This is a genomic window from Klebsiella sp. 54, from assembly GCF_018223875.1.
GTDB classification, from domain to species: Bacteria; Pseudomonadota; Gammaproteobacteria; order Enterobacterales; family Enterobacteriaceae; genus Klebsiella; species Klebsiella quasipneumoniae.
The window spans coordinates 64,730-86,550 of the sequence record NZ_JAGRRA010000011.1 but is presented as its reverse complement, the minus strand read 5'-3'; the positions used below and the strand labels follow the sequence as shown (position 1 = coordinate 86,550).

At 60.1% G+C, this 21,821-nt stretch carries 23 protein-coding genes; 8 read left to right on the top strand and 15 right to left on the bottom strand.

The features are described 5' to 3' along the window. On the top strand, positions 1-810 hold the full coding sequence (gene phnX, locus KHQ24_RS21005; RefSeq protein WP_211777445.1) for a phosphonoacetaldehyde hydrolase: 810 nt from the start codon (positions 1-3) through the stop codon (positions 808-810). On the opposite strand, the gene nepI is transcribed toward phnX, so the two are convergent. The 9 genes from nepI to ivbL all read right to left on the bottom strand — a co-directional run bounded on the left by nepI (position 807) and on the right by ivbL (position 10,120). Then, positions 807-2,000 (bottom strand): purine ribonucleoside efflux pump NepI, encoded by a 1,194-nt coding sequence (gene nepI / locus KHQ24_RS21000; protein WP_050533510.1) that lies wholly within the window; start codon positions 1,998-2,000, stop codon positions 807-809. The two genes, phnX and nepI, sit on opposite strands and share 4 nt — an antisense overlap. A 260-nt stretch (positions 2,001-2,260) precedes the next feature. Beyond that, on the bottom strand, positions 2,261-2,713 hold the full coding sequence (locus tag KHQ24_RS20995) for a DUF1198 domain-containing protein (RefSeq protein ID WP_004181583.1): 453 nt from the start codon (positions 2,711-2,713) through the stop codon (positions 2,261-2,263). 136 nt (positions 2,714-2,849) lie between these two features. Then, entirely contained in the window at positions 2,850-4,241 is a 1,392-nt protein-coding gene (gene uhpT, locus KHQ24_RS20990) for a hexose-6-phosphate:phosphate antiporter (protein ID WP_004202242.1), read from the bottom strand. A gap of 145 nt (positions 4,242-4,386) precedes the next feature. Further along, the gene (locus KHQ24_RS20985) at positions 4,387-5,715 is read right to left on the bottom strand and encodes an MFS transporter (protein ID WP_017899678.1); all 1,329 of its coding nucleotides are present in this window, start codon (positions 5,713-5,715) and stop codon (positions 4,387-4,389) included. A gap of 11 nt (positions 5,716-5,726) precedes the next feature. Continuing rightward, on the bottom strand, positions 5,727-7,208 hold the full coding sequence (gene uhpB, locus KHQ24_RS20980) for a signal transduction histidine-protein kinase/phosphatase UhpB (RefSeq protein WP_211777449.1): 1,482 nt from the start codon (positions 7,206-7,208) through the stop codon (positions 5,727-5,729). Positions 7,209-7,225: 17 nt separating this feature from the next. Then, a complete protein-coding gene (gene uhpA, locus KHQ24_RS20975; protein ID WP_023319382.1) occupies positions 7,226-7,819 on the bottom strand; it encodes a transcriptional regulator UhpA in 594 nt (197 codons plus the stop codon). A gap of 121 nt (positions 7,820-7,940) precedes the next feature. Continuing rightward, positions 7,941-8,228, bottom strand: a complete 288-nt coding sequence (gene ilvN, locus KHQ24_RS20970) for an acetolactate synthase small subunit (RefSeq protein ID WP_017899675.1) — start codon at positions 8,226-8,228, stop codon at positions 7,941-7,943. A 3-nt stretch (positions 8,229-8,231) separates the two neighbouring features. Next, positions 8,232-9,920, bottom strand: coding sequence for an acetolactate synthase large subunit (gene ilvB / locus KHQ24_RS20965; protein ID WP_017899674.1), 1,689 nt, complete (start codon positions 9,918-9,920; stop codon positions 8,232-8,234). 104 nt (positions 9,921-10,024) lie between these two features. Continuing rightward, on the bottom strand, positions 10,025-10,120 hold the full coding sequence (gene ivbL, locus KHQ24_RS20960; RefSeq protein WP_002923286.1) for an ilvB operon leader peptide IvbL: 96 nt from the start codon (positions 10,118-10,120) through the stop codon (positions 10,025-10,027). A gap of 12 nt (positions 10,121-10,132) precedes the next feature. Here ivbL and KHQ24_RS20955 point away from each other — a divergent pair, with 12 nt between their 5' ends. The 5 genes from KHQ24_RS20955 to emrD all read left to right on the top strand — a co-directional run bounded on the left by KHQ24_RS20955 (position 10,133) and on the right by emrD (position 13,668). Continuing rightward, complete coding sequence (locus KHQ24_RS20955; RefSeq protein WP_072096580.1) at positions 10,133-10,300, top strand: hypothetical protein; 168 nt, start codon at positions 10,133-10,135, stop codon at positions 10,298-10,300. 450 nt (positions 10,301-10,750) lie between these two features. Next, entirely contained in the window at positions 10,751-10,870 is a 120-nt protein-coding gene (tisB, locus tag KHQ24_RS20950; protein WP_004145059.1) for a type I toxin-antitoxin system toxin TisB, read from the top strand. Between the two features lie 90 nt (positions 10,871-10,960). Beyond that, positions 10,961-11,407 carry a GNAT family N-acetyltransferase gene (locus KHQ24_RS20945; protein WP_109938683.1) on the top strand — a complete coding sequence of 149 codons (447 nt, stop codon included), beginning with the start codon at positions 10,961-10,963 and terminating at the stop codon, positions 11,405-11,407. Between the two features lie 67 nt (positions 11,408-11,474). Next, positions 11,475-12,308, top strand: coding sequence for a DMT family transporter (locus KHQ24_RS20940; protein ID WP_048293931.1), 834 nt, complete (start codon positions 11,475-11,477; stop codon positions 12,306-12,308). Between the two features lie 175 nt (positions 12,309-12,483). Further along, positions 12,484-13,668 (top strand): multidrug efflux MFS transporter EmrD, encoded by a 1,185-nt coding sequence (emrD, locus tag KHQ24_RS20935; RefSeq protein WP_004202254.1) that lies wholly within the window; start codon positions 12,484-12,486, stop codon positions 13,666-13,668. Positions 13,669-13,737: 69 nt separating this feature from the next. Here emrD and dsdC read toward each other — a convergent pair whose 3' ends face one another. Further along, on the bottom strand, positions 13,738-14,661 hold the full coding sequence (dsdC, locus tag KHQ24_RS20930) for a DNA-binding transcriptional regulator DsdC (RefSeq protein ID WP_064187995.1): 924 nt from the start codon (positions 14,659-14,661) through the stop codon (positions 13,738-13,740). Positions 14,662-14,887: 226 nt separating this feature from the next. Between dsdC and dsdX the strand changes: the two genes are divergently transcribed. Both dsdX and dsdA read left to right on the top strand, forming a co-directional pair. Next, positions 14,888-16,225, top strand: coding sequence for a D-serine transporter DsdX (gene dsdX, locus KHQ24_RS20925; protein ID WP_211777444.1), 1,338 nt, complete (start codon positions 14,888-14,890; stop codon positions 16,223-16,225). A 17-nt stretch (positions 16,226-16,242) separates the two neighbouring features. Then, on the top strand, positions 16,243-17,571 hold the full coding sequence (dsdA, locus tag KHQ24_RS20920) for a D-serine ammonia-lyase (protein ID WP_065697420.1): 1,329 nt from the start codon (positions 16,243-16,245) through the stop codon (positions 17,569-17,571). A gap of 3 nt (positions 17,572-17,574) precedes the next feature. Here dsdA and KHQ24_RS20915 read toward each other — a convergent pair whose 3' ends face one another. The 5 genes from KHQ24_RS20915 to KHQ24_RS20895 all read right to left on the bottom strand — a co-directional run bounded on the left by KHQ24_RS20915 (position 17,575) and on the right by KHQ24_RS20895 (position 21,813). Beyond that, on the bottom strand, positions 17,575-17,997 hold the full coding sequence (locus KHQ24_RS20915; RefSeq protein ID WP_085846785.1) for a regulator: 423 nt from the start codon (positions 17,995-17,997) through the stop codon (positions 17,575-17,577). Between the two features lie 74 nt (positions 17,998-18,071). Beyond that, a complete protein-coding gene (locus KHQ24_RS20910) occupies positions 18,072-18,434 on the bottom strand; it encodes a DUF202 domain-containing protein (RefSeq protein ID WP_004202261.1) in 363 nt (120 codons plus the stop codon). Next, positions 18,424-18,771, bottom strand: coding sequence for a YidH family protein (locus KHQ24_RS20905; RefSeq protein WP_004202264.1), 348 nt, complete (start codon positions 18,769-18,771; stop codon positions 18,424-18,426). The genes KHQ24_RS20910 and KHQ24_RS20905 overlap by 11 nt, the downstream gene beginning before the upstream one ends. A 100-nt stretch (positions 18,772-18,871) precedes the next feature. Then, positions 18,872-20,194 carry a 6-phospho-alpha-glucosidase gene (locus KHQ24_RS20900; RefSeq protein WP_017899668.1) on the bottom strand — a complete coding sequence of 441 codons (1,323 nt, stop codon included), beginning with the start codon at positions 20,192-20,194 and terminating at the stop codon, positions 18,872-18,874. Further along, positions 20,191-21,813, bottom strand: coding sequence for an alpha-glucoside-specific PTS transporter subunit IIBC (locus KHQ24_RS20895; RefSeq protein WP_048293933.1), 1,623 nt, complete (start codon positions 21,811-21,813; stop codon positions 20,191-20,193). The genes KHQ24_RS20900 and KHQ24_RS20895 overlap by 4 nt, the downstream gene beginning before the upstream one ends. Positions 21,814-21,821: the final 8 nt, after the last annotated feature.

Here is a 21,821-nt window from a genome sequence, read left to right as displayed (position 1 = left end):
ATGAACCGTATCACCGCACTCATCCTCGACTGGGCCGGCACCACCGTGGACTTCGGCTCCTTCGCGCCGACGCAAATTTTCGTCGAGGCCTTCCGCCAGGCCTTCGATATTGAGCTCACCCTTGAAGAGGCCCGCGTGCCGATGGGGCTTGGCAAATGGCAGCACATTGAGGCGCTGGGCAAACTGCCGTCGGTCGATAGACGCTGGCAGGCGAAATTTGGTCGGCCAATGACGGCTGCTGATATTGATGCGATCTACGCCGCGTTTATGCCGCTGCAAATCGCTAAGGTTGTCGATTTTTCCGCTCCGATCGCCGGCGTGGTCGACACCCTCGCCGCGCTGCGCGCCGACGGACTGAAGATCGGCTCCTGCTCGGGCTATCCGCGTCCGGTGATGGAAAAGCTGGTTCCAGCCGCCGCCGCGCAGGGCTATGCCCCGGACCACTGGGTCGCCACCGATGACCTTGCCGCCGGTGGGCGTCCGGGCCCCTGGATGGCGCTGCAGAACGTAATTGCCCTGGGCATAGACGATGTGGCCCACTGCGTGAAGGTCGACGACGCCGCGCCGGGCATCAGTGAAGGGTTACATGCCGGGATGTGGAGCGTCGGCCTGGCGGTGTCCGGTAACGAATTCGGCGCTACCTGGGAGGCGTACCAGGCGATGTCGAAAGAGGAAATCGCCACCCGTCGCGAGCGGGCGGCAGGCAAGCTGTATGCCGCCGGGGCGCATTATGTGGTTGATACCCTGGCGGACCTGCCGGAAGTGATCGCCGACATTAACGCCCGGCTGGCAAAAGGCGAACGGCCTTAAGCGGGTGAATTCACCTTCACTTTGGCCGCCACCAACAGGCCGGTAAACAGCATTAATACCCCTGACAACACCAGCGGCGACAGCAGCCCTAAGTGGTCAAGCGCAATGCCGCCGACCGCGGCGCCGCAGGTGTTGGCCAGCTGGATCACCGCCACCTGAATCGACCCGGCTTTTTCCGCCTGATCGGAGAGTGAACGGGTGATCCACGTTGACCACCCCACCGGGATCAAGGCGAACGCGAAGCCCCAGATAATTGCCACCGTCGAGGCGACGATTTTGCTTTCTCCCCACAGCACCAGCGCCGCCGCGCAGGCGGTCAACACCAGCGGCGCAATCGCCAGCGCCGCTTTCACCGAGCGTTTGAGCAGCACCGAGGAGAGCGACGTGCCGATGAAGCTGGCGATACCAAAGCTCAGCAGCACCAGCGTCAGGCCATCGACATCAAACCCGGCGAGGGTCATGTAGAGCGGGCGAATATAGGTAAAAAAGGCGAACTGTCCGGCAAAGGCCATGAAAATGGCGCACATGCCGGCCATCACCCCCGGCCGCTTCAGCAGGCCAAACATATTTTGCTGCTGAGCCGCCGATTCACCAGGCAGCGACGGTAGCGCTTTCAGCACCCAGAGCGTACACAGTACACCCATCACCGCCGCGCCGTTAAACACGTTGCGCCAGCCGATAAGCCCGCCAAGGAAACTGCCTAACGGGGCGGCGATCACCAGCGCGATGGATACCGCGCCGAAGATAATCGACAACGCTTTCGGCACCACGCGCATCGGCACCAGCCGCATGGTCAGCGAGGCTGACATCGCCCAGAAACCGCCGAGCGCCAGCCCCAGACAGGCGCGTCCCAGCAGCAGCAGGGTGAAGCTATCGGCAAAGGACACCAACAGGCAGGAAAGGGTCAGCAGCAGCGAAAAGAGGATCACCACGTAGCGGCGATCGGTTTTGCCAATGACGGAAGTGATAAACAGGCTGGAAAACATCGCGACGAATGCCGTCGTCGTCACCGACTGCCCGGCCATCCCTTCGGAGATACCTAAATCCAGCGCCATCGGCGTCAGCAGACTGACCGGTAGAAATTCGACGGTAATCAGGCAGGCGACGCAGAAAGCAACCGCGAAGACCGCCGACCAGTTTGGTCGCGCGAGTTCGCGTGCATGGGGTTTGGCTTCATTTGAATAACTCATGAGTGACCTGCGAAGAAAGTGGCGGAAAGCTGCGCAGTGTAACATTTTGTTTGTGACGCATTTAACGTTTTCGCAACTATTCTCGCTTTTCATGAAGTAATACAAAAGCGTAGTCTGTGAATATCGGCCTCGTCATTCTGCCGGATGGCGCTTACGCTTATCCGGCCTACAAGTGACGAGTGCGGAAACCGTAGGCCGGATAAGGCGCAGCCGCCATCCGGCACAAAAAGCGATGAACCCCAGGCCGAATAACTATGAGATCAGTGCAGCCAGTGCACGCCGTCTTCCGGGAGAAACAGGTCGTTATAGCGCTGCTGAAGGTTATGCAAATCGCTCATATCCGGATCCAGCTCGCGCAGAAACCCTTGCGCCAGGCGGATCTGCGCCTCGGTGATCGGCGCCGCTAAACGCGCTTTTTGCATCAGGCGATACCAGTAATGCAGGTTTTTTTCGCTAGCGTCGACAATTGCAACCTGCCAGATCAGCAGCACCTGGGCGGCGTTCTGCAGATGCGCTTCATTCGGCCGTTCAAGGTAACGCAAATACTCATTGCCGGCGGTTTTACCCAGCTGATCGATCATCGATTCCAGCGGGACGGGCGTGATGCCCAGGCGTTCGCTCAGGCGGCGGATCGCGCGGCGTGAATCAGAGGTAAGCACCCGAAATCCCACAACAAATACCACTACCAGGGTGGCCAGTCCTATCCAGATCATGCATCCTCTCATCCAATCGCAGCCTGACTATCATAATGGGAATTTGCCTGCTGTCGACTGTCGGACCTGGCATATTACGCAAGAAATAAAAAAGCCCGGCGCAATGGCCGGGCAAGGTTACCAAATACCTGGTGAATCAGGCAGTCTGCAAAATACGGTTCTTTTTCTCGCGGCGAATTTTACGCTCTTCGAAGATAGCCACGATGGCCATCAGGCAGATACAGCCGATGGCGGCGGCGTCCAGCGCCGCAAAGGTGCCGGCCCAGCCGGTGAGGCCAAAGACCGGGGTGCCGTCCGCGATCATCCCGAGGCCCAGCTTGGCGAAGCTATCGCCGATCAGATAGGCGAAAGTGCCCTTGATCCCATCGGCGGCGCCGATCGCTTTTTTCGGTACGAAGCCAACGGCGGCAACGCCAATCAGCAGCTGCGGGCCAAACACCAGGAAGCCCAGCGCAAACAGCGAAGCCAGATAGACGTACTGATTGCTGGCATGTTGATAAACGCCGAGAGTGGCGATAATCAGCGCCAGCGCGATGCAGGCCACCAGCGCGCGGCGGCCGTTGGCCAGGTCCGACAGCCAGCCCCACAGCAGCGTGCCAACCAGGGCGCCGACCTCAAACAGGGTAAAGCCCTGAATCGCCACCTCTTTCGACAGTTTCAGCTCCTGGAAGGCATACACGGTGGACCATTGATCGATACCGATACGCACCACGTAGAGGAAGATGTTGGAGAAGCACAGCAGCCAGATCACTTTGTTTTTCAGCACGTATTCAACAAAGATCTGCCACTTGGTCATCGCGTTTTCTTCGGTCTCTTTATCCTCTTCGCTGATCGCTTCGCCAAACAGCTCCTCCGCCGTGCCGAGGCCGTAGGATTCCGGCGAGTCGCTACCGTAGCGCAGGCCAATAAAGCCGACGATCAGCGCAATAATCGACGGGAAGATAAACATGCCGATCACGTGGCCGTCGAACAGATAGTTGGCGCCAAACAGCGCCACGCCCGCCGCGCCGGCGCCGCCAAGGTTGTGAGAGATATTCCAGAAGCCGAGGAAGGTGCCGCGTTTGCGTCGTGGCGTCCATTTGGTGATGGTGGAATAGCTGCACGAGCCGCCGGTGCTCTGGAAGAAGCCGCTTAGCGCATAGAAGGCGATCATCAGGAACAGGCTGGTGGAACCCGCACCCATACTGGCGCTAAAGCCCAGCATGCAGATGGCGGAGAGGATCAGCATAAACGGCAGGAACTGCTTGGTGTTTTTGCCATCGGCATAGTAGGAAACCAGGGTTTTCCCTACGCCGTAGGTAATGGAGAAGCCCAGGCCAATCATCCCCAGCTGGGTCATGCTCAACCCGTAGGTGGAGATCATGTCGTTCTGCGCAATATTAAAGTTCTTGCGGATCAGGTACATGGTCAGGTAGCCAATGAAGACCACCAGATAGGACTGCATGAAAGGTTTGAACCACATTTTGCGCCGCACGTCGAGCGGCAGATCCAGGGTCGGCTTACGAACCTGATTCAGAAAGGCCAGCATGGGTATCTCCTGAGCTGATTTTTTATGCCTGCGTCATAGCCAGGCATTGTAAAAATCAGCGCGCCGTCTGGCCTGAGACGGCGTCCAGGTGAAACCGGGAAAATTTCTTAGTTTTGCCCCATTCGCGGCGAAAGAGTGAGATGCATCACGCTTCACTGGCGGCGCGCGGCGCCTGCGCGTTTAAGAACGGCAGCAGCAGCAGCGCGGAAATGCCGGCGGCAATCGCGATCGCCACGAAGAATCCGGTCCAGTGCCAGATATCCATTACCTGCGCCAGCGGCCAGCCGGAAAGCGACGCGCCAAGATATGCGAACAGGCCGACAAACCCGGTAGCCGCCCCGGCGGCCTCTTTATGCGAACACTCCGCCGCCGCCATGCCGATCAGCATCTGCGGGCCGAAGACAAAGAAACCGGTGGTGAAGAAGCAGGCCGCCTGCATCACGTAGCTGGCGAACGGCATCAGCCACAGGCCGCCAACCGACAGCAAAATGCCGGCGGCGAAGATCAGATTCATCGGTCCGCGATTGCCGTTAAACAGCTTATCCGAGCCCCACCCCGCCACCAGCGCGCCGATAAATCCGCCCAGCTCGAACATGGTCACCGCCGAGTTAGCGGTCACCAGATCGACGCCAAGCGTCTCCGACATATACAGATTGCCCCAGTCGTTAATCGCCGCCCGCACCACGTACACCAGCACATAGCACAGCGACAGCAGCCAGATATAGGGGTTTGCCAGCACGTATCGGGTGAGGATCTCTTTGCGCGTCAGCCCGGCGCCCTCCTGCTGCTGGGCAATCTCCAGCGCATCGTGACGCCAGTCGCCCACGGCGGGTAGCCCCACCGCCTGCGGACGATCGCGCAGCCGCCAGCACAGATATAATCCGGCGAGGATCGCCAGGCCGCCGGCGATGGTCATCCCCGCGCGCCAGCCGTAATGTAGCGCCGCCGCTCCCACCACCATCGGGATCAGCGCGCCGCCCACGTTATGCGCCGTATTCCACAGCGCCCACCAGCCGCCGCGTTCGGTGCGTGAATACCAGGCCGTCAGCAGCCGGGCGCAGACCGGCGAGCCCCACCCCTGAAAGAAGGCGTTCAGTGCCCACAGCAGGGCGAAGGCCCACAGTGAGGAAGAAAAACCGAACAGAATATTCACCACCCCGGTGGCGATAAGCCCCAACCCCATAAAATAGCGGGCATCGGAGCGGTCGCTGACGATACCGGAGAAAAATTTCGACAGTCCGTAGGTGATGTAAAACAGCGTGGCCAGCAGACCGATATCGCTGCGGGTCAGCACGTTGCTGGCGAGAATGTCAGGCACCGCGGCGTTAAAGCTTTTGCGGGTGAAATAGAACAGCGCGTAGCCCAGCCAGATGGTCAACAGGATATGGCGGCGCCAGTAGCGATAACGCGCATCAAGCTCGCGTTTATCGCTAATCGGCGCAGCGTCAGGCGGGGCTTTTAAAAAGGCGAACATCAGCGATCCTCTCAGGCGTAACGCAGCGGTAGATTGACGCACACCCGGGTACCGTGGGTGCAGGAGATCGTCAGCGTGCCCCCCAGGGCGGTCACGCGCTCGCGCATGCCGGTCAGACCGAATCCCTGCGCGCTGGAGCCCGGCGGCAGGCCGCAGCCGTCATCCTCCAGCACCAGCATCAGTCGCTCCTCCTGCTGCCAGCCCTGCAGGGTCACGGCGCTGGCGCTGGCGTGCTTGACGATATTGTTCAGTCCCTCCTGGCAGACGCGGAACAGGGTCACGCGCTGGTTTTCGCTCAGTCCCGCCTCGTTAATCCGCCAGTCGAGATGGCTGACAATGCCGCGGTCCTCCAGCTCCATCTCGCGCATCAGAGAATGTACCGCCTGCTCCAGCGGCAGGTCGTCAAGCTGGCGCGGACGCAGGCGGCCCAGCAGGCGACGCACCGAGTCGTAAACCCCCAGCGAGAGGTGTTCAATCAGCTGGCCGCTCTGGCGAACGCTGGCGTTGTCCGGCGCCAGCCGCTGGACGATCCCCGCCTGGGTGCGTATTGCGGTGATGGTCTGGCCGATATCATCATGGAGCTCGCGCGCGACGTCGCGGCGCACGCTCTCTTCGGTCTCCAGCAGGCGATCCGCCAGACGACGATTACGCGCCAGCTCGTTCTGTAGCGACTGGTTAAGCTCGCGCAATCGCTGGATCCCCGCCCCCAGCAGCAGTCCGGTGAGGCTCTGCGCCAGCAGCGAAAGCAGGAGATCGACGGGGTGATCGTGCCAGGTCTGGCTGGCAATCAGGGCGATAGCGTTCATCAATGTGGCGATCAGCGCGCCCTGCCAGCCGTAGTGCCAGGCGAGGGCGATAATCGGCAGCGCAAGGCAAAACGGGGTAAAGCGGGAGAGCTCAGCGGGCAGCCCAAGCTGCAGCCACAGGCTAATGGTGAATAACAACAGATACCAGATCAGATGCCGCCCGCGCCAGTTTACCGGCTGCGCCACCAGCGACGGCCCCAGGGGCCGCCAGACGGTGCTGGTGAGGTAGTGCCAGAACACCAGACAGGTCGGCGCCAGAGTCAGGCCGCCGGTGAGCGTCAACAGCAGGGCGTTAAGACCCTCCTCCCCCTCCGCCAGCCAGGGCAGCGATTGCAGCAGCGCGGCGGCCATTAACGCCCCGCCCTGACGCAGAAGCGTCAGCCAGTCGCGCTGCTGGCGATATCGCGAGATCAGCGCCACCGGCAGGAGGGTCAGCAGGCTTCCGGTCATCAATATTATCGGGTGCGCCAGCGCCACTTCCTGCGCCAGCCAGAAGATCAGCAGCCACTCGGTTCCCAGCAGCACCGGCCAGTAGCCGCGCGGGCACTGCAGCATCAGCCCCAAACGCAGGCCGAAGGGGAACAGCAGCACCGCCAGACCGGCGCGCTCCACCAGATGCAGGCTGATGCTCCACAGACAAAACCAGGCGGCGGCGAAGATAAAGGCGCAGCCGATCACCGACAGCAGGCGCGGGAGTATGGTCTTCATTGCCAGCTGTCAAACATACGGCGCGCCAGCTCGACGTCATTGTTGACGCCCAGCTTTTCCAGCAGGTTAGCGCGGTGAACGTGGACGGTTTTCGGCGACAGTCCGAGCTCAGCGGCGATCTCTTTCACCGCCATGCCCTGCGCCAGCTTTTCCGCCACCTGGCGTTCGCGTTTGGTGAGCGGATCCTGGCGCCCGGCGGCCAGCTTCATGGCGATATCCGGTGTGAGATAGCAGCCGCCCGCCGCCACCGTGCGCACCGCGGCGATAAGTTCGTCCGGGCTGCAGCGTTTCGACAGAAAGCCCCGCGCGCCGGCGTTAAGCGCCTGCTCGACCAGCGCCGGGCTGTCGTGCACCGACAGCATGATGGTCGCCATCCCCTTCGGCAGCTGGCTGAGCAGCGCCAGCCCGGAAATATCCGGCATTGAGATATCGCAGATACAGACCTGAACGCCGCGCCCCGGCAACCCCGCCAGCGCCTCGCGGCCGCTGCCGAATTCGGCGACAACCTGAAAATCAGTTTCCAGCCCCAGCAGCTGAGCAAAGCCGGAGCGGACAATCAAATGATCGTCAATAAGGGCGATGGTGGTCATGATAGGGTCCTGGTGCCTGAGGCGACAAAGCGCTGTGTCCGTAGGCCGGATAAGCGCAGCGCCATCCGGCAAAGGCGCTTACCTTAACCATAAGCACCTTACCGTTCAAGCCTTGCGCGATTTACTCGAAGAACACCGCAATTTTGTTAAACATGGTGGGATCGGACTGGTTACGCGCCACTTTGGTGACATCTTCCAGCTTTTCAATCTGGCTAATCATCTGCCCGAGACGCTGATCGTCGTTCACCAGCAGCCAGATGCGGCTGTGTTCGCTGCCCTGAATCGGTAGACAAAGAATACCTTCGACGTTAAAGGCGCGGCGGGCAAAAAGCCCGCAGACGTGGGTCATGACGCCGGGGTGGTTGCGGACGGTGAGTTCCAGAATGACGTTATCACAGTGTTTTTGCATGGCTTATTCCCCCACCATTTCAGTATTGGCCGCACCCGGCGGTACCATCGGATACACTTTCTGCTGCGCGTCGATGCGCACGTGAATCAGCGCCGGGCCCGGACGAGCGATGATCGCCTGCAGCGCCGCCTGCGGATCGGCTTCGTTATTTAAATCACAGGTTTGCAGGCCAAAACCGGCGGCAATCTGCATAAAGTTAATCATCCCCGGATAAGTGGCGGCAAAAACGCCCTGCTGATAAAACAGGCTCTGCTGCTGATGCACCAGCCCCAGCGCTTCGTTGTTCAGCAGAATAATTTTTACATCCAGTTGATTTTCAGCGGCGGTAGCCATCTCCTGAATATTCATCATCAGGCTGCCGTCGCCGGAGAAGCAGATAACCTTGCGCTGCGGATTCGCCAGCGCCGCGCCGATCGCCGCCGGCAGGCCGAAGCCCATGGTGCCGAGGCCGCCGGAGGTCAGCCACTGGCGCGGACGGTTGAGCGGGTAGGCCTGCGCCGTCCACATCTGGTGCTGGCCAACGTCGGTAGTGATGATAGCTTCATCATCCACGCAGGCGGCCACGGCGTTAATCAGGCCGTAATGGGAAAGCGGGTCGCTTTCCTGCGGGATGGCGCAAGGGAATTCGCGCTGCAAGTCGGCCACCAGCTGGCGCCATTCCTCGCGCGGCTGCGCCTCAATCTGCGGGTTCAGCTGGGCTAAGACTTCCGCCACATCGCCCTGAATCGCCACGTGCGGTTGCTTGATTTTGCCCAGCTCGGCGCGGTCGATATCGACGTGGATAATCTTCGCGTTCGGGCAGAACTGCTCGGTCTTGCCAATCGCCCGGTCATCAAAACGCGCGCCTAAAACAATCAGTAAATCCGCTTCCTGCAGAATGAAGTTGGTGCTGCGCGCGCCGTGCATCCCCAGCATCCCCAGCGACAGCGGGTGCGCCTTCGGCAGCATGCCCAGCGCCATCAGGGTCATGGTGGTCGGCAGATTGGCTTTTTCCGCCAGCTCACGGATCTCCTGCGGCGCGTTAATCACCCCGCCGCCCAGATAGAGCACCGGACGCTTCGCCGCATTGATCATCGCCGCCGCTTCGCGCACGCTTTCGGGGGCGAATGCCGGCGGAGCGGCGCGCTCGCCCGGTTCCGGCAACGTTTCCAGCTCAATGGTCGCCGACTGTACGTCCTTAGGAATGTCTATCCACACCGGCCCGGGACGCCCGGACTGAGCAATACGGAAGGCGTCGCTGATCACCTGCGGCAGCTCAGCGATGTCGCGCACCAGATAGTTATGTTTGGTGATGGGGATAGAGATGCCGTAGGTGTCCACTTCCTGGAAGGCGTCGGTGCCAATCATCGATGCCGGCACCTGGCCGGTGATGCAGACCAGTGGAATCGAATCCAGGCGGGCATCGGCGATCGCCGTCACCAGGTTCGTCGCCCCCGGGCCGCTGCAGGCCATACAGACCGCTGGTTTGCCTTCGGTACGCGCCATCCCCTGGGCGATAAAGCCCGCGCCCTGCTCGTGGCGCGCCAGGATGTGGCGGATCTGCGTGCTCTGGCTTAAGGCATCGTAAATAGGCAGGATGGAGCCGCCCGGAATGCCGCTAACCATAGTGATACCCTGGCGTTCCAGTAAATGAACAACCAGCTGCGCGCCGGTAAAGCGCATTGTGTTTGATGTGGTGCCCGAACTTGCCATGCTCCAGTCCTTTTCTTCTGGGCCGACTTTACCGGGGGGCTCGCCAACAAAAAACCCCGCTCGGTTTGCGCCGGCGGGGTTTGGAATTCGTGTTGTTCCGGACCCTACGGCGCATTGCCGACGACGACCACCACAGACACGACGACCACCGCGGCTGGCGCGGTTTTTAGTAGGGTCGAAGCGATCAGGGTTGCGTTCATTAGGGACCTGTTGTGTCGAAAAATAAGCTGAATTTATACAAACACAGGTTTTACGTTTTCACAATGGATTTATTTTCATCCACGAAAATTTGCGCGAAAGATCACAGTTCGGCGCAAAAGGGCAGAAAACAAAAAACCCCGCCGGAGCGAGGTTTTTATCAGTATGGTTACAGGTGGTAGCCGCAAGCACACTGTATTACGTCAACGCAAAAAGTATACGCGATCGCTGCAGTTCGCGCAATTTAAGGTCGCTTTTTCTCTGTCATAGAGTATGGGCGAGAGCGGCGGATTTGTCCAAAAAATACTGTTCATCCATACAGTATTTATCTATACTGGGTGTGTTCATGGTGTGCCATTCGGGGGCCGCAAGTTTGACCGGCGCAACGAAGTCCTGGCTGAAACGGGTGGTGCCGTCAGTGCCTTAACCCCGAGAGAGCACACTGTGTTACGTCAACAACGTGCAGTCACTGGTCCGCGCGGCAACGCGTGGTTCAGCGCTGCGCACCCCTGTCGTTGCTGGCGGCGGGCCGGGAAGCCGTCCACGGAAGGAGCAACCATTGGCCAGGGCGACGCCGCCGGCGACAGGCAGGGATAAGCTGGCAACAGGCAGCGGAAAGGTACGTCAGCTTATTGTGCTCCTTAACCACAGGAGACGCGCGTATGGGCGGAATGGATATTATTATTTTAATCCTGAAACTCATGGTTGCTGTGTTGCAACTACTTGATGCAGTCCTGAAACAGTTCCGCTGATTCAGGTTCAAGTCGCACCTGAGGGGGGCGGGAAACCGCCCCCCTGCAGGCGCCCGCCGGGCGTCCCGGAATGACTTGATGGAGGAAGCTATGCCACCCCTGTTAATTGCCGCCACGACGCCGGATGCCCCGGGGTTCGCGGCGCTGCGCACCGAAAGCCTTGAACAGCATTTCAATATGCTGCGCCGCCTGGCGGAAAACTGGCAGAGCGGCAAAAACCGCTTTACCGGGCCGGGCGAAACGCTGCTGGGCGCCTTTGTGAACCACCAGCTGGTTGGGGTATGCGGCATCAATAGCGATCCCTTCAGCCCGCAGCCGCGGGCCGGGCGTATTCGCCATCTCTATATCAGCGAGCGCTACCGCCGCCGGGGGATCGGCCAGCAGCTGCTGGTCTCGGTTATCACCCACTCCAGCGCCTGGTTTGATTTTCTCAACACCCACGCCCCGGCGCAGGCCTGGCCCTTTTATGAAAGACTTGGCTTTCGCCCGGTGTACGACGAACCGCGGGTGACGCATCGCCTGTTTTGTTCGCTGTAGCCCCCGCTGGCTGGCAGCGCGGGCGCGTGTTACAGTCCGGTGACCTTCACTGTTGAACCTGTCTGCGATGACCATCACCGTATTCTGCATTTTGCTGTTCGCCGCCCTGCTGCACGCCAGCTGGAACGCTATTGTCAAAGCCAGCGGCGATAAAATGTACGCGGCGATCGGCGTCAGCGGCTCGGCCGCGCTGATCGCGCTGGTGATGCTGCTCTTTTCCCCGCAGCCAACGCTTGCCAGCGCCCCCTATCTGCTGGCGTCGTGCGCGTTACAGGTGGTGTATACGGTGCTGGTGGCGAAGACCTATCAGGTGTCGGATATGAGCCAGACCTATCCGCTGATGCGGGGAACTGCCCCATTGCTGGTGGCGGCGATAAGCGTGCTGTTTCTCGGCGATCGTTTGTCGCCGCTGGCCTGGCTGGGCATCGGCGTCATCTGCCTGGCTATTCTGGCGATGGCCTTTAACGGCCGCGCCAGCTCGCGCAAAGGCATCGTGCTGGCGCTGATCAACGCCTGCTTCATCGCCGGCTATACGCTGGTGGACGGCACCGGCGTCCGACTGGCGGGCTCGGCGCTGGGCTACACCCTGTGGACCTTTTTTATGAACGGCTTCTGCCTGCTAAGCTGGGCAATGATGACCCGCCGCGCTGAAGCCAGCCGCTATCTGCGCCTGCACTGGCGAAAAGGTATCCTCGGCGGTATCGGCACCATGGGCTCCTACGGCCTGGCGCTGTGGGCGATGACCCAGGCGCCGCTGGCGGTGGTCGCCGCGCTGCGTGAAACCTCCATTTTGTTCGGCGCGCTGATCGCTTTTATCGTCCTGAAAGAGCAACTGATGCCGCTGCGCATCTTCGCCGCCTGCGGGATTGCCGCCGGGGCGATCCTCCTGCGCCTCGCTTAGCCTGCAATGGCAACATTAGTTGCCGTTCCTGTTTACATAATCTGCCTGGAATTCCCTCAACAATCGGCACTTTGCAGTTGTTCTGTCATTTTTATATGGTAGATTCCTCCATCGATTACGGGATGTGCCAGTCACATATTCTTCATTTCTCTTTACTCACAAAGTATTCATCGACATGAAACGGCATAAAAACTTCAATTTGTTGTTGATGCTGGTACTGCTGGTGGCCGTTGGCCAGATGGCGCAGACCATATATATTCCGGCCATCGCTGACATGGCGGTCGCGCTGAACGTTCGCGAAGGGGCGGTACAAAGCGTGATGGCGGCCTACCTGCTGACCTACGGTATTTCACAGCTGTTTTACGGCCCGCTCTCCGACCGCATCGGTCGCCGCCCGGTGATCCTCGTCGGGATGTCGATTTTTATGCTGGCGACGCTGGTCGCCATGACCACCCATAGCCTGCCGGTGCTGATCGCCGCCAGCGCCATGCAAGGGATGGGCACCGGCGTCGGCGGCGTGATGGCACGCACCCTGCCCCGCGATCTGTACGAAGGCGCCCAGCTGCGTCATGCCAATAGCCTGTTAAATATGGGTATTCTGGTCAGCCCGCTGATTGCCCCGTTGCTCGGCGGCATCCTCGACACCCTGTGGAGCTGGCGCGCCTGTTACGCTTTCCTGCTGGTTCTGTGCGCCGGGGTGACCTTCAGCATGGCGAAATGGATGCCGGAAACGCGCCCGGAGGGCGCGCCGCGCACCAAACTTCTGGCCAGCTACAAAACGCTGTTCGGCACTGGCGCGTTTAACTGCTATCTGCTGATGCTGATCGGCGGCCTGGCGGGGATTGCGGTATTCGAAGCCTGTTCCGGCGTACTGATGGGCGCGGTGCTCGGCCTGAGCAGCATGGCGGTGAGTATTCTGTTTATTCTGCCGATCCCGGCGGCCTTCTTCGGCGCCTGGTTTGCCGGCCGCCCCAACAAGCGTTTCCCGACCCTGATGTGGCAATCGGTTATCTGCTGCCTGCTGGCGGGTCTGATGATGTGGATCCCGGGGCTGCTGGGCGTCATGACCGTCTGGACCCTGCTGGTGCCGGCGGCGCTGTTCTTCTTCGGCGCCGGCATGCTGTTCCCGCTGGCCACCAGCGGCGCGATGGAGCCATTCCCGTTCCTCGCCGGTACCGCCGGGGCGCTGGTTGGCGGCTTGCAGAATATCGGCTCCGGCGTACTGGCCTGGCTGTCGGCGATGATGCCGCAAAACGGTCAGGGCAGTCTCGGTCTGCTGATGATGCTGATGGGTCTGTTGATTCTGCTGTGCTGGCTGCCGCTGGCCTCGCGCTTTACCCACCATCAGCAGCCGGTCTAAGCGCGGCGGCCGTGCCCCGGATAGCGGCTGACGCCTTATCCGGGCTACCTCCCGGTGGCTGCTTTTGTCTTATGTCAGGCTGTGCAGCCACTCGATAAAGGCGTCGATTTTCGGCCACTGGCGACCCGGCAGGGTGGTTACATAGTAGTGCTGGTGGCATTTCAGCGTCATATCGCCAAACGGGGCGATCAACTCCCCACTCTCCAGCCGCTTCTGCACCAGCCGCTTACGCCCCATCGCCACCCCGACATTATTCATCGCCGCAATCGTCGCTAAATCGGAACGATCGAAGCCAATACCCGACGATGGCGGCAGTTCCACCGCAAACTGCTGCGCCCAGCTATACCACTCGTCGGTGCCGGAATCGTTGCTCCATGCCTGGCGGTCGTGGAGCAACGTACAGTGGCGCAGATTGCCCGGATTCGACATTAACTGCCGCTGTTGCGCGTAATTCGGCGTACATACCGGCACGATCGCCTCATCCATCAGAAAATGGTGACTCAGCTGCGACGACGGCGCATCATCAAAATAGATCGCCAGATCGATGCCCGTCCGCTGCAGGTTAACGTTCTCATTGCCGGTCAGCACGGTGAGGGAAATGGCCGGGTAACGGCGGGTAAAGTCACCCAGGGCCGGCACCAGCCAGCACTGGGCGATAGAGGGCCGCGAGTAGACCGTCAGACTGCCGGAGAGCTCCTGGTTTTTGATATCGAGGATCTCCTGATTGAGACCATCCAGCGACGACTTCAGCGCCCAGTAGACCCGCTTACCTTCACGCGTCAGCTCAACTTTGCGATGCGAGCGGACAAAGAGCAGGATCCCCAGCTCCTCTTCAAGTTGATTAATCCGGTGGCTGACGGCGCCAGGCGTGAGCGCCAGCTCGTCGGCGGCCAGGGCAAACGACTCGTGCCGCGCCGCCACCTCAAAGGTCGACAGCCTGGAGAGCTGCCAGCCGTTCAGCAACCGGGTACCTAAGGTTTTTAGCACATCCATCACGCGCTCCTGGCAAATACAGTGGCTGTTGATGATAAAAAAATCACGCCGGTTTTGCCGCAAAAGGGTGAGTTAATTTGACCCATAGCATATTTAATGGTCTGTTTTTGAGCTAAATCACCCATTTGATTCAATTCTCCTCACCCTAAAGCCCATTTTTATCGTTTGTCAGCCCATGACGATTCTCGCTTCAATAAGGCCAGATTATTCACAGGCGAGGTGGAATATGGGTTCGCAAGTCTGGGTTGTGAGCACGCTGCTGATCAGCATCGTGTTAATCGTCTTAACGATCGTCAAACTGAAGTTTCATCCATTTCTGGCGCTGCTGCTGGCGAGCTTTTTCGTCGGCGCGATGATGGGGATGGGCCCGCTGGAGATGGTCAACGCTATTGAGAGCGGCATCGGCGGTACGCTGGGCTTCCTTGCGGCGGTGATCGGTCTCGGCACCATTCTCGGGAAGATGATGGAGGTCTCCGGCGCGGCGGAGCGCATCGGCCTGACGCTGCAGCGCTGCCGCTGGCTGTCGGCGGACGTGATTATGGTGCTGGTCGGCCTGATCTGCGGCATCACGTTGTTTGTCGAAGTCGGCGTGGTCCTGCTGATCCCCCTGGCCTTCTCCATCGCCAAAAAAACCAATACCTCGCTACTGAAGCTGGCTATTCCGCTGTGTACCGCGCTGATGGCGGTGCACTGCGTGGTCCCCCCGCATCCGGCGGCCCTGTTTGTCGCGAACAAACTGGGCGCCGATATCGGCACAGTGATTGTTTATGGCCTGCTGGTCGGTCTGATCGCCTCGCTGGTTGGCGGTCCGCTGTTTCTCAGAGCGTTAGGCAACCGCCTGCCGTACAAACCGGTTCCGGTCGAATTTGCCAACCTTGAGGTCCGCGAGGCGTCGACGTTGCCGTCACTCGGCGCCACGCTGTTTACCGTACTGCTGCCGATTGGCCTGATGCTGGTGAAAACCGTCGCCGAACTGAACATGGAGAAAGGCGGCACGCTGTATACGGTGCTGGAATTTATCGGCAACCCCATCACCGCGATGTTTATCGCCGTCTTTGTCGCCTATTACATGCTCGGCATTCGTCGGCAGATGGGGATGGGCGTCCTGCTGACCCATACGGAAAACGGCTTTGGGTCTATCGCCAACATCCTGCTGATTATCGGCGCAGGCGGCGCATTCAACGCGATTTTAAAATCCAGCGGCCTGGCCGATAGCCTGGCGGTGATTCTGTCGAACCTCGACATGCATCCGATTTTGCTGGCCTGGCTGGTGGCGCTTATCCTGCACGCCGCCGTTGGCTCCGCCACCGTGGCGATGATGGGCGCTACCGCCATCGTTGCCCCGATGCTGCCGCTTTATCCCGGCGTCAGCCCGGAGATCATCGCCATTGCCATCTGTTCCGGCGCCATTGGCTGCACGATCGTCACCGATTCCCTGTTCTGGCTGGTAAAACAGTACTGCGGCGCCAGCCTCAGTGAAACGTTCAAGTACTACACGACGGCGACTTTTATCGCGTCGCTACTTGCACTGGCCGCCACCTTCCTGCTTTCTTTCATTATCTGAGCGCAAAGAGACGTATGATGAAACACGCTGAATTGACCAACTTAACCGCGACCTTCCCGCTTGTGCAGGATCTGATCGCCCTGAAAGAAACCACCTGGTTTAACCCCGCCACCACCTCTCTGGCGGAGGGATTGCCTTACGTCGGCCTGACCGCCGACGACGTGCAGGGCGCCCATGCCCGCCTGCAGCGCTTCGCGCCCTATCTGGCGGAAGCCTTCCCGGAAACGGCCGCCAGCGGTGGGATTATCGAATCGGAAGTAGTCGCCATTCCGGCAATGAAGCACCGCCTTGAGCAAAAATTCGGCCAGCCGATTGGCGGCGAACTGCTGCTGAAAAAAGACAGCCATCTGCCGATCTCCGGCTCGATCAAAGCGCGCGGCGGCATTTATGAAGTGCTGACCCATGCGGAAAAGCTGGCATTGGAAGCCGGACTGCTGACTACCGCAGACGATTATCGCAAATTGCTGACGCCGGAGTTTAAACAGTTCTTCAGCCAGTACAGCATCGCCGTCGGCTCCACCGGCAACCTCGGGATGTCGATCGGCATCATGAGCGCCCGCATCGGCTTTAAGGTTACCGTGCATATGTCCGCAGACGCCCGGGCGTGGAAAAAGGCCAAACTGCGCAGCCACGGCGTGACGGTGGTGGAGTATGAAGAGGACTACGGCGTGGCGGTCGAACAGGGGCGCAAGGCGGCGGAATCCGACCCAAACTGCTTTTTCATCGACGATGAAAATTCGCGCACGCTGTTCCTCGGCTATGCCGTGGCCGGCGAGCGCCTGAAGGCGCAGTTCGCCAAAGCCGGACGGGTGGTCGATACCGACCATCCGCTGTTCGTCTACCTGCCGTGCGGCGTCGGCGGCGGCCCTGGCGGCGTGGCGTTTGGCCTCAAGCTGGCCTTTGGCGACCACGTTCACTGCCTGTTCGCCGAACCGACCCACTCCCCCTGCATGCTGCTCGGCGTCTATACCGGGCTTCATGACCAGATAGCGGTGCAGGATTTAGGCATTGATAATCTGACCGCCGCCGACGGTCTGGCGGTCGGCCGGGCGTCCGGCTTCGTTGGCCGGGCAATGGAGCGCCTGCTCGACGGGTTCTATACCCTTGATGACCAGACGATGTATGACATGCTGGGCTGGCTGGCGACAGCGGAAAATATCCGCCTTGAACCCTCCGCGCTGGCCGGAATGGCCGGGCCGCAGCGCGTCTGTGCCAGCAAAGCGTACCATCAGCTGCAGGGGCTGAGTGAGCAACAGCTGCAGCAGGCGACCCACCTGGTGTGGGCCACCGGCGGCGGAATGGTGCCGGAAGAGGAGATGGCGCAGTATCTGGCGAAGGGGCGCTAATCTTCAGCGCAGCAGCGGCATCAACGCCTCTGGCGGCCGCTGCTGTCGGCGCAGGTCCCGCATCACCCGCATATAGGGCCCGCTGAGATCGTAAAACTGCCGGTAACCCGCGCACAGCGGGTCTTCCTGTTCGCCGCAGCGGCACAGGCGTAGCCACGGACAGCCGTAGCAGGCGCTGTTGGCCGCCAGCGCCCCCGCCTGCGTTATCAACTCGCCGCACCAGGCGCTCAGCGTCTCGCTAAACAGCAAAATATTGATACGGCCAATATCTTCCCGCACCCAGCGGTGAAAGACTGCGCAGAGAAACTCACCCCAAAGCGCGGCGTCGCCGGTCCCCAGCTGCGGAATAAAATGGATAGCCGTGAGTCCCTGTTGACGCAGCTGCGCATAGAACGCCTGCGGTTGATGGCAATGATGCGCCTCCACAACGACAGCCTGAAAGGGAGTGTCATGGTGCTGGCCGGGGGCATGAGTAAGAGGCAAATTCGCCGGACATCCTGTCATGACATATCCCTAATGAATAAAACGATCTGTTGAAGGTGAGTAACAGCAAACAGGAATGCCAAAGAAAGTACTGCGAGTGCGATCAAAAATTTGTCACGAACCGCCCGCGGCTGTAAAAAATCGCTGTCGTCGATGTCCATCAGATGACGACGGCGGGTATAGCCCCAGAGTATCACCGCCACTATCGTCAGCACGCCGATCGATAGCCAGAAAGGCAGTCCGGCGCGGTGCCAGCTGTGCTTAATCGCCAGCGCCATCAGCGCGCCATAGCCCAACAGGGTGCGAAACCAGGCCAGCGAGGTACGCTCTGGCTGTAGTCCCGGGTCGCTTTCCCGCCGCGCCCGGCGTTTATCCGCCATACAGCACCAGCAGCATCACCGCGACCACCACCGCCAGCAGCAGGATGCTAATCACCAGCAGCGTCCGGGTATAGGGGAGATCCTGCTTCAGGCGCATCGCCTTCTCGTTATTCAGCCAGCGCAGATAGCCATAGATGGCCATGCCGCCGGCAAACAGGCACAGCAGCAGGGCGAGAATTTCACGGATCAGCGGCGTGGCAAAGTCTGGCGCCAGCTGGTCAAGACCGACGCCAGCGGCGAGAAAACCGAGCGCAGTGCGGATCCATGCCAGAAAGGTACGTTCGTTAGCCAGCGAAAAGCGGTAATCCGGCGCTTCGCCGAGGCGGGAGATTTTCATGACGGTTCCTTGTTCATCGCGCAGCAGGCTTCAGCATAGCGTAAATCAGGAACCGGGGAGAAGAACCGGCGCCCCGCAGGGCGCCGGTCAACGGCGGGGATTAATGCAGCTCCGGCCAGTAATCTTTGTTGGCGGCAATCAGGTCGTCGAGGATCGCTTTTGCCACCGAGGCGCTCGGCACGGTTTTCGACAGGGTAATCGCCTGCCACAGCTTGTGGTAAGAGCGCTGTTCCCAGGCATCGACCACCAGTTTTTCCACCGCCACCTGCTGGCTCATCATCCCTTTCTGGAAGTGCGGGATGTCGCCGACCGTCAGCGGCTCCGGCCCGTTGTGACCCACCAGGCAAGGAATTTCCACCATCGCGTCAGCGTCAAAGTTATGGATCGCGCCGTTGTTCGGCACAATCAGCAGCATCCTTTCCTGGGTGTTAAAGGCGATGGCCGTCGCCAGATCGACGATATACGACGCGTGTTCGTCAATTTCCAAATCGCCAGCGGAGGATTTCCCGGCGGCAATAATCGCCCGGCAGGCGCTGAAGACGTTTTTCTCGCGATGATCCATCACCTCATTGGCGCGGGTGCGTTCCGGGTTGGAGTGGGCCACCACGTAGTCCGGGAACAGGTAATATTTCAGATAGGTATTCGGCATGGTCTGCGGATCCAGCGCCTGCACATCTTTCGCTTTGGCAAAAGTGTCGTTCCAGCTGGCCTCGGTGTGCGGGTCGTTAGAAGGCGGCACATAGCCGTATTTCGCCACATATTCGCGCAGTTTCGGCATCAAATCATTGCCGTCGAGGTCCTCAATCGAGGTCCACCAGCCGAAGTGGTTGAGGCCGTAGTAGCGCACGCGCATCTGTTTACGGTCTTTGAGGCCAACAATCTGCGCCATCCGCCCTTCGATACCGATTGGCATATCGCAGATGTTGAGGATTTTGGCGTTTGGCCGCAGACGGCGGGTGGCTTCCGCCACAATCGCCGCCGGGTTGGAGTAGTTGAGCATCCAGGCATTCGGCGAATATTTTTCCATATAATCCACCAGCTCCAGCACGCCGCCGATAGAGCGCATACCGTAGGCGATCCCGCCCGGTCCGCAGGTCTCCTGGCCCAGCACGCCGTGGCGCAGCGGGATTTTCTCATCCTGTTCACGCATCGGATATTTCCCGACGCGGATATGCGCCATGACGAAATCAACATCGGTAAACGCCGCCTGCGGATCGGTGGTATAGCTGAATTCAATCTCCGGCGCCTGCTCTTTGAGGATCACTTTGCACGCCTCGGCGATGGTCTCCTGGCGCGCACCGTCGTTGTCGTAAAATTTCAGCGACCGCAGCGGAAAACGATCCTGGTTTGCCAGCAGCATCAGGACAATGCCCGGAGTGAAGGTGCTGCCGCCGCCTGCGATAACAACTGAGAATTTTTTCATGATACTGCCTCCGTCATGGTGGTATGTTCGGTCGAAAGAGAATCTTTCATCAGGTTTTCCAGCTGGTCGCGCACCTGGGGAACGTGCAGGCCGACGATGACCTGAATCCCGTTGCCGCGGCGAACTACCCCGTGGGCGCCCAGCGCTTTAAAGACGTCGTCACTTTGCGTTTTCGTCATATCGACCAGCGCGATGCGCAGTCGGGTGGCGCAGTTGTTGATACTTTCAATGTTGCCGGCGCCGCCGAGGGCCTGCAGGAAGCCAGCGGCCTGGCCCAGCCGGGTCTCTGGCACGGCCGCCGCCGTGGTTTTACCGCGCGCTGCCTGATAGTCGGCCTTGCTGTAGAGCTTGATTTCACTCTCTTCCCGGCCCGGCGTCTTCAGGTTCAGACGCAGGATCAGGGTGCGGAAGACCACGAAGTAGAGAGCGGTGAAACAGAGACCAATACCTATCTGAATGAACATCATCGAGGCGTGGTGATGAAACATTGGGATCCAGTTTTGCGGCAAGAACTGGTCGAGCAGGCCGCCGCCGAAATTGCCCACCACCCCGCAGATGTACATTACCGTCGCCATGGACGCCGCCAGCACTGCGTGGACGGCGAACAGCAGCGGCGAGATGAACAGGAAGGTGAACTCCAGCGGCTCGGTGATCCCGACCAGCATCGCGGTCAACGTGGCGGGGATCAGCAGGCCGGCAACCTTGACGCGATTTTCCGGCGCGGCGGTGAAGTAGAGCGCCAGCGCAATGCCCACCGAACCAAACACTTTCGAGTTACCGTGCAGGGCAAAGCCGCCCTCCGGGAACAGCGTCTTCAGCGGTTCCGTACTCTGACTGAACGCCTGCAGATGCTCTGCCCAGTAGACCTGTAGTCCCCCCTCCACCACCGCCGGGCCAAAGATGAACGGGCCATAGACGAAGTGGTGCAGGCCGGTGGGGATCAGAATGCGCTCAAGGAAGATGTAAACCCACACCCCAAGCGCGCCGGCAGAGCGCAGGAAGGCCTGTAGCGATTCAATACCCAGCTGGACTTTTGGCCAGCCGAGCAGCGTCAGCCAGGCGCAGGGGATCATCGCGAGGAAGGCGACAATGACCACAAACGATGAGCCCTGGAAGATGCCGAGGAACACCGGCAGGGGTTTATCGAAATAGCGATTATGCAGGGCCGTCACCAGGCCGGAGATGACGATCGCCCCGATAATGCTGGTGTCGAGGGTTTTAATACCGGCAATCATCGTCAGGCCGCTGCCGGCCGTGGGTTCAACGGAAAAGTCGACGCCGAAGAAGTGGCCCCAGGTCATCCCCATGGCATTGATAAAGTAGTTCCAGGTGAGAAAGCTCACCAGTACCGCCAGACAGGCCCGGCCCTGGGCCTGCTTCGCCAGGCCAATCGGCAGGCCGACGGCGAAAATCAGCGGCATATTACGAAAGACGGTCCAACCGCCCTCTTCGATGATGTGAACGATCTGTGCAAACAGGCTGTCGGGTGCGGTCAGCGCTTCGCCGACGAACATCGGGTTGCGCAACATAATGGCGATACCGACCACGATCCCGGCGAAAGGAAACAATAAAACCGGGGTAAACATGGCGCCGCCAAAGCGTTGTATTTGACTGAGCATTGGGAAAT